Here is a 12,722-nt window from a genome sequence, read left to right as displayed (position 1 = left end):
GGTGAGGATCGTCGGGGAGTACGACGCGTTGACCGAGCACGGCGCTCGGGGGGCGTTGCTGCGTAGGGAAGGGCTGTACGAGTCTCATATCGGTAAGTGGCGTCGCGCACGGGACCAGGGCGCCCTGGGCGCGGCACGTACGTCCGGGCCGGCGACGGCGGTGCCGGCGGAGAACCGGCGTTTGAAGGCGGAGAACGCGAGACTGACCGCGGAGCTGGCGAAGACCCGGGCGGTACTCGAGGTCATGGGAAAAGTACACGCTCTCTTGGAAGGTCTCTCCGAGAGAGCGGATCGAGAATAGAAGCGGACGCCGTGACGAGCGCGGCGTTGGTCGAGTTGGAACCGCTGACCTCGACGAAGGAGGCGTGCGAATTGTTGGGTCTGGCGCGGGCGAGCGTGTACCGGGCGCGGGCGCCGAGAATGCACGGTCCTCGCCCGGCGCCGGCGGTACAGAATCAGCCGAGCGCGCTCGACGCGGCCGAGCGGGCGGAGATCGTGGCTGCGTTGGACAGCGAGCGGTTCGCGGACAAGTCCCCGAGCCAGGCGTGGGCGGTCCTGCTCGACGAGGGCTGCTACCTGGGGAGTGTCTCGACGTTCTACCGTGTCCTGCGCTCGGACGGGCAGGTCCGCGAGCGGCGGGCGCAGGCGAGCCACCCGGCCCGGGTCCGCCCGGAGCTGGTCGCTGACGGCCCGGACCAGGTTTGGAGCTGGGATATAACAAAACTTAAAGGACCGACCCGGGGCGTGTATTTTGACGCGTATGTGATGCTCGACATCTATTCCCGCAAGGTGATCTACTGGGAGGTTCACGTGACGGAGAGCGGTGAACTCGCCAAGGCGTTCATCGAGAACTGTGTCGCCGTGAATCACGGCGTGATGCCGGCGACGATCCATTCCGACAACGGTACCTCGATGACCAGTAAGAACGTCACCGCTCTGCTGGCTGACCTGCATATCGAGCGGTCGCGGTCGCGGTCGAAGGTGTCGAACGACAACCCTTATTCGGAGGCCGCTTTTAAGACCATGAAGTACTGCCCGGCATTCCCGGATAACTTCACCAGTATCTACGACGCCCGCGACTTCGCCGAGACGTTCTTCGTCTACTATAATACCGAGCACCGGCATTCGGGAATCGGGCTTTACACGCCGGCGTCGGTTCACGATGGGACCTGGAAATACGTCCGGGACCGACGTCAGATCGTTCTGGACGCGGCCTATGTCGAACATCCGGAACGGTTCCACCGTGGCCCGCCCCAAGCGCCGAAGCTGCCTGGCCGAGTGTGGATCAACCGACCCCCATCGAAGATCGAAACTGAGGAGGATCAACCCACAACTTCAACATCATGATGTCTCAAAAAGCTTGACAGACATCCCAGGGGCTTAGGTGTCAAGCAGCGATCGTGTCGGTGACGTACTGCGGCCAGGCGGTTGCTTCGTTGTAGAGGGTGCGGGTCTTGAGGCAACCGTGCAGGATGCCGACGAGCCGGTTCGCGAGCTGACGCAGGGCTGCGTGGTGCCCGGCGCCGCGGGCCTTCAGCACGTCGTAGTAGGCGCGTGCGCCGGGCGAGCCGCTCAGGGCGCTGAAGGCCTGCTGGTGCAGGGCGTCGGCGAGCCGGTCGTTGCCCGCGTACCGGGCCAGGACGATCTTCTTCTTACCGGAGGCCCGGGTGATCGGGCTGGTCCCGGCGTAGTTCTTGCGGGAGCGGGCGTCGGCGTAGCGGTCGGGGTCGTCCCCGAACTCGGCGAGCACCCGGGCCGCGAGGATCGGGCCGAGGCCGGGCTGGGACAGGTAGACCTCAGCGTCCGGGTGCTGGCCAAAATGCGCGCCTACCTCTTCCTCCAACCGGCTGATCTCGCCGTTGAGGGTGGACAGGACCGCGACCTGGGCGCGGACGGTCGCGGCGTAGGCGGCGGTGACCGCCGGCGGCTGGCCGAGCTGGTCGGTGCGGAACGCCGCCCGGATCGCCCGGGACTTCTCCGCGATATTCCGGCGGCGGGCCCGCTTGAGCACAGCGGAGATCTGCGCCACCGTCAGCCGAGCCGCCGCGGCCGGGCTGGGTGCCTTGCCCAGCAGCTCCAGACTGTCACCGGCAGCCAGGTCCTCGAACGCGGCGAGCGCGGCCGGGAAGTATTCCCGCAGCGCCGACCGCAGTCGCAGGAGGTGGCGGGTCCGGTCCCAGACCAGCGTCTGGTGCGCCCGCGCGGTGACCTTGACCGCCTCCGCCAGTTCGCTGTCCCCGGCCAACGGACGAAGCTGGTGGCGGTCGGTGCGGACCATGTCCGCCAGGGCGTGCGCGTCACCGGCGTCGCTTTTCGCCCCCGACGTCGAGGACCGTTCCCGGTAGCGGGCGGCCTGCAGCGGATTCACCGCGATCACCTGGTAGCCGGCCGCGACCAGCGCCCGCACCCACGGACCCCGGTCCGTCTCGATCCCGACTACAACCTGGTCCGGAGCCGAACCCTCCGGTAAGAAACGGCCGGTCAGCTCGTGCAACCGGCCGATCCCGACCACACCCTCGGGCAACCGGGCCTTACCCAACCGCCGGCCGGCCTCGTCCTGAACCTCCACATCATGATGATCCTCAGCCCAGTCGTCCCCGACGAACAGCATCCCGCGTCTCCCGTCTACGCCGACAGAAACATCAGCAGCCCGCGGGAGAACCACCAGCGACCTAATGGTCAAGTGCTCACGCCACAGCGGGGCGGGCGACGACATCCCATCAGCGGTCAACTCTCCCGACCACCGATGGGGGCACGGTCTGTCAATAGGACTCGATGTCCTGGTTCCGAGAGTGCTCACCCGCCGGCGGCTACCGGCACCGAGCCTGCCCTACAACGGCCCGGTAGCTCCCATTAGATTCCGGACCGCTCAGGCTGATGGCCGTGTTGGGGGTGTGGTTTTAGGTGAGTGTTTCGAGCCGGTGGGTGAGGAAGCGGCGCTCGGGGTCGGTCTGGACGAGTTCGAGGGCGCGGGCGTAGGCGGCGCGGGCCTCGACGGTGCGCCCAGCTCGGGTGAGGAGTTCAGCGCGGGTCGAGTGGTAGTAGCGGTAGTGGTCGAGCTCGAGGCCGGTTATGAGGGCGAGACCGGAGTCGGGGCCGTCGAGTTCTGCGACGGCGATCGCGCGGTTGAGCTTGACCACCGGCGAACCGGTGAGGACGACGAGTGTCTTGTAGAGGGCGGCGATCTGGTGCCAGTCCCGCGGCTGCTGGAGGTGGAGGTCGGCGATCGCTGCTTGGACGACGTATGTCCCGGCGCCGTGCCGTGTCATGGCGCGCTCGAGTAGCGTGCGGCCTTCGTGGATGTGCTGTTCGTCCCATAGTGATCGGTCTTGCTCGTCCAACGGGACGAGCACGCCTTCGCGGACGCGGGCGTCGCGGCGTGCGTCGTTGAGGAGCATCAGGGCGAGCAACCCTATGACCTCGGACTCGTCCGGCATGAGCTCGAGCAGAGCCCGGCCCAGTCGGATGGCCTCGCCGGCCAGGTCGACCCGACCTCCGCCCCAGCCCTCGTTGAAGATCAGGTACACGACCACCAGCACGGCCGCGAGCCGGTCGGGCAGCTGGTGGTCGGCGGGGACGGCGAACGGGATGGCCGCATCTCTGATCTTGTGCTTGGCACGGGTGAGGCGCTTGCTCATCGTGTCCAACGGGGTGAGGAAGGCTCGTGCGATCTCCTCGGTGGTGAGCCCGCCCAGTGTCCTGAGGGTCAGTGCCACCTGAGCTTCCCGGGACAGCGCCGGGTGGCAGCACGCGAAAATCAGCTCGAGGCGTTCGTCGCGGAAGGTGCTGAGTTCGTCCATCGGGTCGTCCTGGGGCTGAGCGAGCTCGTGGGCGACGAGCCGGGTCTTCTCGGCGAGCACCTGCTGGCGTCGGATGTGGTCGATCGCCCGGTTCCGGGCCGTCGTGATCAGCCAGGCGGTCGGGTTCGCCGGCTCGCCGTCCTTGGGCCACCGTTCCGTGGCGATCGTGAACGCCTCTTGCGTCGCGTCCTCGGCCAGCTCGATGTCCCGGAACTGACCGACCAACGTGGCGAGCACACGCCCCCACTGATCGCGGAAGACGGCATCAACGGCCACGCAGCGGCTCCTCCAGCACGGGGCGCACCTCGATCGCGCCTCCGGACCGCATGGCCTGGAGCTCAGCCGCGACCGCGAGCGCCTCGTCGAGGTTGTCGGCGTCGATGATGACGAGGCCGCCGAGGAATTCCTTGCTGTCGACGAACGGACCGTCGGTCAGCAGCGTCTCGCCCTCGACCAGGCGCACGGTGGTAGCGGTCTGAGCGGCGTGCAGGCGGGCCCAGGTCCGGACGTTGGGACGTTCCAGGACGGGTGCCACCGCCGTGGCGGTCTCCCGCCGTGACTCGGGTGAGACGTCCTCAGCGGTGTAGATCAGCAAGGCGTACTGCATGACACTCCTGTCGTCGTGTGCGTGGGTGCTCGCCTGCTCGACGAACGGAAGGGCCACCGACGGACAGGGTGCCCCAGAAATCTCTTCTCACCGGGTGTCCGTGTGGCGTCCGGTCGTTCGTCACCCTGTCAGATCCGCACCGACGTCAGATCCGCACCGACGCGGACCACCACATCACGATGAAAAGGATCACCACATGAGCATCGACCAGCTCCAGCCCACGGACTACCAGAAGAGCATCCGCCTGCAGGCCTCGGCGAGCGCGGTGTTCGACGCCGTCACGACCGTCGCGAGCCTGAGCGCCTGGTGGACCCGGACCACCGGGTCCGGGGACACCGGCGGCGAGCTCCGCTTCTACTTCAACTCGCCGGTCGACGCCTGCGTGATGCACGTCGAGGAGGCCTCACGTCCCACGCGGGTGCAGTGGACGGTCACCGAATGCGCCTTCCTGCCCGACTGGGTCGGCACGCATCCTACGTTCACCATCACCGCCATCGAGAGCGCTGCTTCCGAGCTCCACTTCCGCCACCACGGCTTGACCTCTGAGCTGGACTGCATCGAGATGTGCACGCTCGGGTGGGACACCTACCTGGGCAGCCTCCGCCGGTACGTCGAAACCGGTGAGGGCAGCCCGTTCGGCAGCGCCTAGCCCTGCTCCGTCCCCCAGCGGCTGTGCGGGACGTGCACCCGAGCGCACATCCCGCACACGTCCATGTCCATGTCCATGTCCAGGGACGCGTCGACCTCAGCGGGTCGGCACCGCAACTGAGGCGCCAGTCACACTCATCCACGCCGAGAGGCCAGCGGGCTCCCGCAACGACGCGGACCACCACACCACGATGAAAAGGATCACCACATGACCATCCACCAGGAAGCCATCATCAATGCCGACCCCCAGGCCGTCTACGACGTGCTGACCGACGGCCAGAAGTTCGCCGCCGCCACCGGCATGCCTGCGCAGCTCAGCGACCGCGAGGGCGAGACGTTCGCCATCTTCGACGGCCGGGTTGAGGGCCGTCAGATCGAGCTTGTCCCCGGCCAGCGCATCGTGCAGGCATGGCGATTCGGCGCCACGCACCCGTCGTGCTGGGACGCCGGCGTGTACTCGGTCGTCCGCTTCACGCTCAGCGGCCAGGAGGACGGCACCCGCTTCATCATCGACCACGCCAACGTGCCGCCGGAGTGGCACGACCACATCTCCAGCGGCTACCCCACCTTCTACCAGCAGCCGCTGGAGCGCTACTTCGCCGCCCTAGCCAAGCCGGGGGTCGGATTGTGAGCGATCAGCAAGTCCACGGGGCCAGTCGTCCCCATACAGACACCGGGCGGGCGCATCGCCCTGTCGGCCAGCTGTGCCTTTGCCGGCCAGGCGGACGACAGCCAAGCGGGCACGGAGAGTGAGCCGAGACAGGCGAGTTTGATCAACTCGAAATACGCGGCTTTGCCGCTGATAGGCCGTTCGCGTCGTGCACGTTCCGGAGCGCCGATGTGTACTGAACGAAGTCGAACCGGAACGGTACTCTCGTGCGGCCGCCGCCGCCTCCGGCAGTGGGACCTCGACGATCCGGCCGGGCGCGTGCGACCGGCGACGCTCGCGGGTTGCGCGGGCTCCGGGCGGTCCGCGGCGCCGTCTGGGGAACCCGTCAGCGGGGCTACGGCACGGTGATGCCCAAGACCCCGTCTTCAACGGCGGCGACCCGACCGGCCTGGTCGCGGACATCACGTGGATGACCTGGGGACAGCGACAGGCAACCGGCACGGGCACCAGCACCTACGTGGCCCCCGACCAGACGACCGTCCAAGGCAGCGAACAGTCGGCCCGGATCGTGGCCTTCAACCTCGGCGAGTGCCGCGGCCCCCTGGCATACCGCGCGGTCACCTGGTACTTCCCACAGCACGGTGAAACCTTCGACCCTGCCCGCTACATCGACATCTGCGCCGGCCGATACGTCGGCCAGTGACACGCGGTCGAACGTCCCGGTCAAGGTGGGCGCGGGCGCTCCGCGGGGTATCCGGGTGATGTCCACAGGGGGTTCGGTTACGGCGTGGTCGACCGTTTCCGGCTGGCCTGAGGTCAGCGGGCGTCGCGGCGCCAAGTGAGGGTGATCGTGTCGTCGTCCGTGTCACGCCATTGGCGCACGAGGGTGCGGAGGCGGGTGTGGATAGCGTCAATGCGCTCAGGTGTGGCGGTGTTCGGTGGCTGGAATCCGAGCCGGTGCGCAGTGTCGGGCGGGTCGGGTGTGGTGAGGGAGTCCGGGCCGAGCCGCGCGAAGAGGATCTTCCCGGGTTGCTCCAGATGAGGCTGGAGGCTGAGGAGAGCGACGGCTTCCTCGGCGCGCATGAGGCCGGTGAACTCGGCGCCAGGCTGCTCGGTGAGGGGCACGCGGTCGCGGGTAATGACGGCCTGGCTGTCGACCATGACCACGTCGGCGCCTTGAGGACTCGAACCTTTTGATCAACCCTCTGACCTGGACCGTCACCGACCAACATGGTCCTCGAACTTGTAGACGCAACCTATCTGACCCGGTCAACGGCAAAATTACAGATTGTGGTGGAGCTGAGGGGATTCGAACCCCTGACCCTCACACTGCCAGTGTGATGCGCTACCAGACTGCGCCACAGCCCCAGACATACTCTTGTTGCTCGTACCGTTCGTTGCGCTCGTGCTGTTCGTTCGTACCGTTCACACCCTACAGGTCCTGCCGAGCGCCTCCGTCAGCGACCCGGGGATCTCGGCCTCCGGGCGCGCAATCTGACGATCATCACACGCCTCTGACGATCATCGCACGCCCTTTGGCCCCTCAGGGGGCACTCGGCGAGTGTACCGGTTCGACGTCAGGCGCGACCGAGACTGTCTGGGCGGGCACGCCCGATTCGGAGCCGCCGAGCGCGAGGCTCTCCGTGGCTGCCAACGGGCCGCCGTTGTGCTCGATCAGCCGGAACCGTCCCTCGTCGCTGCGCAGCAGCGTCCAGCGGCAGTTCCCGAGCGGCCCGAAGTGCCACCAGGCCGACGGTGGCATCTCCAACAGCCGCCCGATCAGAGCCCGGGCGGTGCCGCCGTGCAGCACCAGCACCGCAAGGCCGTCCTCCCGGGGGAAGCCTTCGGCGGCGAGATCGTCCAGGACGCCGATCGCCCGCGCGCCGACCTCCGCATAGGTCTCACCACCGCCACGGCGCACATCCTCGCCGCGGCGCCACGCCGCATCCTCCGCCGGGAAACGGACCGCGGCCTGCTCGGCGGTCAGCCCCGACCACTCCCCCAGCGAGATCTCCCGCAGCCTCGCGTCCATCCGGACCGGGACACCGAGCTCGGCCGCGGTCGCCCGACAGCGCAGCAGGTCCGAGGAGACGACGACATCAGGGGCGAGCCCGCGGACCGCGGGCGAGACCAACCGGGCCTGGGCCCGGCCGGTCTCGTCCAACGGCGGATCCGCATGACCCTGGAACCTGCCGGTGTCGTTCCACGACGTGCGGCCGTGGCGCCACAGCAGGATCCTCACCGACTACCAGCGCCCGGCGCGACGGCTTCCACAGTGCGAGAAAGGTCACGGTCCGTGAAGGCGATCTGCGGACAGTCCTTCCAAAGCCGTTCCAGTGCGTAGTATATTCGCTCCTCACCGTGCTGCACATGCACCACGACATCGGAGAAATCAAGCAGCACCCAGCGCCCCTCGCGTTCACCCTCGCGGCGGAGCGGCTTGGCCCCAAGCCGGCGCAGCTGCTCCTCGACCCCGTCAACTACGGCCTTGACCTGCCGTTCCGTGTCGGCGGACGCGACGACGAAGCAGTCCGTGATGGCCAACCGCTCGCTGACGTCCAACACGACGATGTCGCGGGCGAGCTTGTCGGCTGCGGCCTGCGCCGCTTCGAGGGCGAGCTCGACGGCTCGCGGGGATGCGGTCACGAATACACCTCTCCTGGCTGGACCACTAGGCCACCTTCGGCTCTCGGGGACATGCCTGTTGATTATGGTTTACGATCGTACGCGCCGGCCTGGTTTGCCTACCGCCCGTCCAGCCTGACATACCGAACGCTTTCACGTTCCCGCATTTGTCCCGTGCCGGCCTACCGGCCAGGCCACCGACCACGCCACGGGTGGCGTCACGGGCCGGGCCACGGGTGACGTCACCGGACGGGCGGCGCCGGCACGGGCATGACGCCGGCGGGGTCCCGCGGCCGGTACAGCCCGCTCTTGGCGATGAAACGCACCACCCCGTCCGGGGTGAGATACCAGATGGGCGCCCCGCGGCGCACCCGGGCGCGGATGTCGGACGAGGAGATCGCCAGTGCCGGCACCTCCAGGAGGCTGACGGCGTCACCGGGCAGGCTCGCGTCGAGTTCGAGCTGGTAGCCGGGCCGGGTGACCCCGACGAAATGGGCCAGCCCGAACAGCTCCCCGACATCGCGCCAGCTGAGGATCTGCGCCAGGGCGTCCGCACCCGTGATGAAGAACAGTTTGGCCTGCGACCGCATCCGGTGCAGGTCCCGCAGCGTGTCGATGGTGTAGGTTGATCCACTCCGGTCGACATCAATCCGACTGACCGTGAACTGAGGATTGCCAGCAGTAGCCAAAAAAGTCATCAGGTACCTGTCCTCAGCCGGGGACACGTCCCTGTCCGCCTTCTGCCACGGACGCCCGCTGGGGACGAAGACCACCTCGTCCAGGTCGAAGAGGGCCGCAACCTCGCTGGCGGCGACCAGATGTCCGTTGTGTACTGGATCAAAGGTTCCGCCCATCACCCCGAGCCTCACGGACGGACCGTAACGGGATCACGCCGTGATTTCGATGGGTCGCCGGAAGTATCACATCCGACTCGGCGCCGGTCGGGGTTCAGGAGTCGGGGTTCAGGAGACGGGTCAAGGGGCGCGATGAGTACCCCACCGACTGACTCCCGGCTACCGCGGCCGTAGGCTGACCACGTACGCCTCGGGCGTCGCCGTTGCGACAGTCCGGCGCCAACGCCGACACCCCGCCTGTGTCAGTTCGTGTCTGCACCCATGCTACTCAATACCCGCTCTTGTTCAATTTCTGTTCATCCAATGTTCGCTACTTGTTTATAATTTATCCGTTACGTCCGGCTCGAGGAGGCTGCCTGATGCCGGTGAGTCCGCTCGCGGGTCAGCCCGCACCACCTGACATTCTCATCGACGTGGACGCGCTGTTGGCCGCCTACCACGACGACCAGCCCGACCCCGCCGAGGCGTCCCAACGCGTCTCGTTCGGAACATCCGGGCACCGCGGGTCGTCGCTGCGCCGGTCCTTCAACGCCGACCACATCGTCGCGATCACGCAGGCGATCTGCGAACACCGAACCGCCCACCAGGTAGACGGGCCGCTGTTCGTCGGTGTGGACACCCACGCCCTGTCCGCACCCGCGCTCGCCAGCGCGCTGGAGGTACTGGCCGCCCACGAGGTGGACACCCGGATCGCGCCGGCCGGGCAGGCCACCCCCACCCCGGTGATCTCGCACGCCATCCTCACGCACAACGCCCGCCGCGCAGCCGGGGAGCCCCTCGGGCTCGCCGACGGCATCGTCATCACGCCGTCGCACAACCCACCGGCGGACGGCGGGTTCAAGTACAACCCGCCCAACGGCGGGCCGGCTGACACCGCCATGACCACCTGGATCCAGGACCGCGCGAACGCGCTGCTCGCAGCCGGGCTGCGGGGTGTCTCGCGGGTCGCTCCCGAACGTGCACGGGCGGACGCGACCGTGCACGACTACGTCTCGGCCTATGTCGAGGACCTGGCATCCGTGGTCGACCTCGATGCGATCCGCGGCGCGGGTGTCAGGATCGGCGTCGACCCTCTCGGTGGCGCGAGCCTGGTCTACTGGCAGGCCATTGCCGAGCGTTACAAGCTCGACCTCGACGTGGTCAACACCGCGGTCGACCCACAGTTCGGTTTCATGACCGTCGACTGGGACGGAAAGATCCGGATGGACCCGTCCTCGCCGTACGCGATGGCGTCGTTGCTGCGGTTGAAGGATTCCTTCGACGTGGCACTGGCCAACGACGCCGACGCGGACCGGCACGGCATCGTGACGCCGGGCGCCGGCCTGCTCAACCCCAACCACTACCTGTCGGTCGCGATCTCCTACCTGTTCGCCCATCGCGGCGGCTGGCCCGCCACGGCCTCGATCGGCAAGACCCTCGTCAGCTCCAGCATGATCGACAGGGTCGCCACCGGGCTGGCCCGACATCTCGTCGAGGTTCCGGTCGGTTTCAAGTGGTTCGTGGACGGACTGATCGACGGTTCCCTCGGATTCGGCGGCGAGGAAAGCGCCGGCGCGTCGTTCCTGCGCCGTGACGGTCGGGTCTGGACCACCGACAAGGACGGCCTGATCGCCTGCCTGCTCGCCGCGGAGATCACCGCTGTCACCGGGCAGGACCCCGGCCAGAACTACGAGGCGCTCACCAGCCAGTTCGGCGCCCCCGCGTACCGCCGGGTGGACGCGCCGGCCTCCCCCGCGCAGAAGGACGTCCTGAAGTCCCTGACCCCGGCGGATCTTGGCACCTCGACGCTCGCGGGCGAGCCGGTGACCGCAGCGCTGTCCCACGCCCCCGGCAACGGAGCGGCGATCGGCGGCGTCAAGGTCGTGACCGAGAACGCCTGGTTCGCGGCGCGCCCGTCCGGTACCGAGGACGTCTACAAGATCTACGCGGAGAGCTTCCGCGGAGCCGCACACCTGGACACCGTCCTCACCGACGCGCAGTCCGTCGTGGACGCCGCCCTCGCTCGCTGAGGTACGGCGGCGTCCAGGCCGGTCATAACGGCGTCTCAGGGTTCCGTAACGGTCGGAGCGACCGGCGGGATCGGCGGGGCGGGCGGGGCCGGCGGGGTTGGCGGCATCGGCGCGGTTGGCCGCCCGGTTCGGCGGCGGACCCGCCGGGCCAGGCGGTAGCCCGTGTAGACCGTCGTCGCAGCCAACACGATCAGAATCATCGGCCCGATCAGCGCGACAACCTCGCCCAGGCCACCGACGAACCGGTCCCAGGACAGCCGGGCGGCCCGGCCGAGACCCCCGTCATCGGTGGCCGGACCGGGCTTGGTCACCGCGCCCTGCTCGCTGACGCCGACGGTGAGGGTGGCAAGATCACTGGAGTCGGCCAGTACCTGGCGCTGGCCCTCAAGCTGTTCGATCTGCATCTGTACGCTGTCGATCTGCTGGCGGACCGAGAGGACCTCCCCGATCGTCCCGGCCTTCGCCAGCAGCGCCAGATAGGTGTCCCGGGAATTCTGCAACGCCTTCAGGCGGGACTCCAGATCGACATACTGGCCGGTCACGTCCCGGGTGGACACGGTTGATGCGCGGACGTCGCCGATCTTCCCGACCTGGCTGCGCAGTTGTTCGAACGAACCGCTCGGGACCCGCAGGGTGACGTTGGCGTGTGGCCCGTCACCGTCCTTGACGGCTGCGGTACCAGTGCTCTCCAGCGCGGACAGGTAGCCCCCCAGCCCCTTGGCCGCGGCCTCGATGTCGCTGACGGCCGCGTCCACGCCGCCGAGACGCACCCACAGCGAGACCGAACCGATGCGGACGATCCGCGGTTCGGCGCCGGCCGGCCGGGCCGGGTCGCTGCGCCCGCCCGGTTGGGCCTCGGTCACGCCGGTTGTCCCCGGTTCCGGCACAGCAGCAGAACCTGAACTGACACTCAAGCCGGAATCATCGGTGGACGCGGCGCCGGCACCGGAACCGGTACTCGAACCCGCATCGGGACCGGAACCGGTGTTCGAACGGGCGATGCCGGGCGCGACGGGCAGCGCGGCCGATGAGGAACCCACGTCCGGCTTCCCGCCGCCGATGCCGAGTACGACACCCATGATCGCTAGGGTCCCGATGACGACGGCCACCGGGACGATCCAGCCCCGCCTGCGGGTGACCTTGGCAAAGGGATCATCAACCGGGGCTGTTCCCAGCTGTGGCCGCTCCACCTGTGCCGGGCCGTCGGGCTCCCGGGTGTCCGAACCTGCCATGACCATCACCGTGGCCGTCCTTCCGTCAGCGATCAGCTGTCGCAACGTTGGACGCACCGGTGGCCCGTTCGGTTCACCCCGATTTCCGACCGGACGAGGGTCCGGTCCAGAAACGCTACGAACCGAAACGCTACGAACCGAAACGCTACGAAGGCAGGAGACGCTCGATGAACGCTTGGAGCTGCTCGACGTTGCGGCACTCGACCATCTCGTCGACGAGGTCGGCGTAGGCGCGGGTCGCCGAGTCACCCGAACCCCAGTAGGTACGCGGCTCCGGGTTCAGCCAGTAGGAATGTCTGGCCTGGGCGCACAGTTTCCGGAAAACGCCGGATGCGGT

Annotated in this window: 13 protein-coding genes, 1 tRNA gene and 2 pseudogenes; 6 read left to right on the top strand and 10 right to left on the bottom strand. The window is 68.0% G+C overall.

Features of this window, described 5'->3' with window-relative positions:
- Nucleotides 1-301, top strand: a pseudogene (locus tag U9979_RS09000) (hypothetical protein); the annotation flags it as partial.
- An 11-nt stretch (nt 302-312) separates the two neighbouring features.
- Nucleotides 313-1,347 (top strand): IS3 family transposase, encoded by a 1,035-nt coding sequence (locus U9979_RS08995; RefSeq protein WP_322779002.1) that lies wholly within the window; start codon nt 313-315, stop codon nt 1,345-1,347.
- Between the two features lie 40 nt (nt 1,348-1,387).
- Here U9979_RS08995 and U9979_RS08990 read toward each other — a convergent pair whose 3' ends face one another.
- The 3 genes from U9979_RS08990 to U9979_RS08980 all read right to left on the bottom strand — a co-directional run bounded on the left by U9979_RS08990 (nt 1,388) and on the right by U9979_RS08980 (nt 4,464).
- Complete coding sequence (locus U9979_RS08990) at nt 1,388-2,611, bottom strand: IS110 family transposase (RefSeq protein WP_322779001.1); 1,224 nt, start codon at nt 2,609-2,611, stop codon at nt 1,388-1,390.
- 289 nt (nt 2,612-2,900) lie between these two features.
- Nucleotides 2,901-4,076: an RNA polymerase sigma factor gene (locus tag U9979_RS08985; protein ID WP_322779000.1), complete on the bottom strand. Its 1,176-nt coding sequence runs from the start codon at nt 4,074-4,076 to the stop codon at nt 2,901-2,903.
- On the bottom strand, nt 4,066-4,464 hold the full coding sequence (locus tag U9979_RS08980) for a YciI family protein (RefSeq protein ID WP_322778999.1): 399 nt from the start codon (nt 4,462-4,464) through the stop codon (nt 4,066-4,068). Before U9979_RS08980 ends, U9979_RS08985 begins: the two co-directional genes overlap by 11 nt.
- Nucleotides 4,465-4,603: 139 nt before the next feature.
- On the opposite strand from U9979_RS08980, the gene U9979_RS08975 reads away from it, so the two are divergent.
- The 3 genes from U9979_RS08975 to U9979_RS08965 all read left to right on the top strand — a co-directional run bounded on the left by U9979_RS08975 (nt 4,604) and on the right by U9979_RS08965 (nt 6,368).
- Nucleotides 4,604-5,056 carry an SRPBCC domain-containing protein gene (locus U9979_RS08975; protein ID WP_322778998.1) on the top strand — a complete coding sequence of 151 codons (453 nt, stop codon included), beginning with the start codon at nt 4,604-4,606 and terminating at the stop codon, nt 5,054-5,056.
- Nucleotides 5,057-5,263: 207 nt separating this feature from the next.
- The gene (locus U9979_RS08970) at nt 5,264-5,686 is read left to right on the top strand and encodes an SRPBCC domain-containing protein (RefSeq protein WP_322778997.1); all 423 of its coding nucleotides are present in this window, start codon (nt 5,264-5,266) and stop codon (nt 5,684-5,686) included.
- A 187-nt stretch (nt 5,687-5,873) separates the two neighbouring features.
- Nucleotides 5,874-6,368, top strand: a complete 495-nt coding sequence (locus U9979_RS08965) for a hypothetical protein (RefSeq protein ID WP_322778996.1) — start codon at nt 5,874-5,876, stop codon at nt 6,366-6,368.
- A 113-nt stretch (nt 6,369-6,481) separates the two neighbouring features.
- Here U9979_RS08965 and U9979_RS08960 read toward each other — a convergent pair whose 3' ends face one another.
- The 5 genes from U9979_RS08960 to nadD form a co-directional block, all read right to left on the bottom strand.
- Entirely contained in the window at nt 6,482-6,826 is a 345-nt protein-coding gene (locus U9979_RS08960; RefSeq protein WP_322778995.1) for a hypothetical protein, read from the bottom strand.
- Nucleotides 6,827-6,956: 130 nt separating this feature from the next.
- A tRNA-Ala gene (locus U9979_RS08955) sits at nt 6,957-7,033 on the bottom strand.
- Between the two features lie 175 nt (nt 7,034-7,208).
- A complete protein-coding gene (locus U9979_RS08950; RefSeq protein WP_322778994.1) occupies nt 7,209-7,907 on the bottom strand; it encodes a histidine phosphatase family protein in 699 nt (232 codons plus the stop codon).
- Complete coding sequence (gene rsfS, locus U9979_RS08945; RefSeq protein WP_322754325.1) at nt 7,904-8,311, bottom strand: ribosome silencing factor; 408 nt, start codon at nt 8,309-8,311, stop codon at nt 7,904-7,906. Before rsfS ends, U9979_RS08950 begins: the two co-directional genes overlap by 4 nt.
- Nucleotides 8,312-8,532: 221 nt before the next feature.
- Nucleotides 8,533-9,159, bottom strand: coding sequence for a nicotinate-nucleotide adenylyltransferase (nadD, locus tag U9979_RS08940; RefSeq protein WP_322747262.1), 627 nt, complete (start codon nt 9,157-9,159; stop codon nt 8,533-8,535).
- A gap of 344 nt (nt 9,160-9,503) precedes the next feature.
- On the opposite strand from nadD, the gene pgm reads away from it, so the two are divergent.
- Nucleotides 9,504-11,153 (top strand): phosphoglucomutase (alpha-D-glucose-1,6-bisphosphate-dependent), encoded by a 1,650-nt coding sequence (gene pgm, locus U9979_RS08935; protein ID WP_322778993.1) that lies wholly within the window; start codon nt 9,504-9,506, stop codon nt 11,151-11,153.
- A 35-nt stretch (nt 11,154-11,188) separates the two neighbouring features.
- Here the strand turns inward: pgm and U9979_RS08930 are convergent, their stop codons facing one another.
- Both U9979_RS08930 and U9979_RS08925 read right to left on the bottom strand, forming a co-directional pair.
- Nucleotides 11,189-12,385 carry a DUF4349 domain-containing protein gene (locus U9979_RS08930; protein WP_322778992.1) on the bottom strand — a complete coding sequence of 399 codons (1,197 nt, stop codon included), beginning with the start codon at nt 12,383-12,385 and terminating at the stop codon, nt 11,189-11,191.
- Between the two features lie 145 nt (nt 12,386-12,530).
- Nucleotides 12,531-12,722 (bottom strand): annotated as a pseudogene (locus U9979_RS08925) (hypothetical protein); the annotation flags it as partial.

It is taken from the genome of Protofrankia sp. Cas4 (genome assembly GCF_963555915.1).
GTDB lineage: Bacteria > Actinomycetota > Actinomycetes > Frankiales > Frankiaceae > Protofrankia.
The sequence above is the reverse complement of the archived record's forward strand: the minus strand, read 5'-3'. Positions and strand labels throughout refer to the sequence as shown.

Excerpts from the sequence above, each read along its gene's own strand:
- U9979_RS08990 (WP_322779001.1), bottom strand. The coding sequence starts at position 2,611 with ATGCTGTTCGTCGGGGACGACTGGGCTGAGGATCATCATGATGTGGAG.
- U9979_RS08975 (WP_322778998.1), top strand. The coding sequence starts at position 4,604 with ATGAGCATCGACCAGCTCCAGCCCACGGACTACCAGAAGAGCATCCGC.
- U9979_RS08970 (WP_322778997.1), top strand. The coding sequence starts at position 5,264 with ATGACCATCCACCAGGAAGCCATCATCAATGCCGACCCCCAGGCCGTC.
- U9979_RS08960 (WP_322778995.1), bottom strand. The coding sequence starts at position 6,826 with ATGGTCGACAGCCAGGCCGTCATTACCCGCGACCGCGTGCCCCTCACC.
- pgm (WP_322778993.1), top strand. The coding sequence starts at position 9,504 with ATGCCGGTGAGTCCGCTCGCGGGTCAGCCCGCACCACCTGACATTCTC.
- U9979_RS08930 (WP_322778992.1), bottom strand. The coding sequence starts at position 12,385 with ATGGCAGGTTCGGACACCCGGGAGCCCGACGGCCCGGCACAGGTGGAG.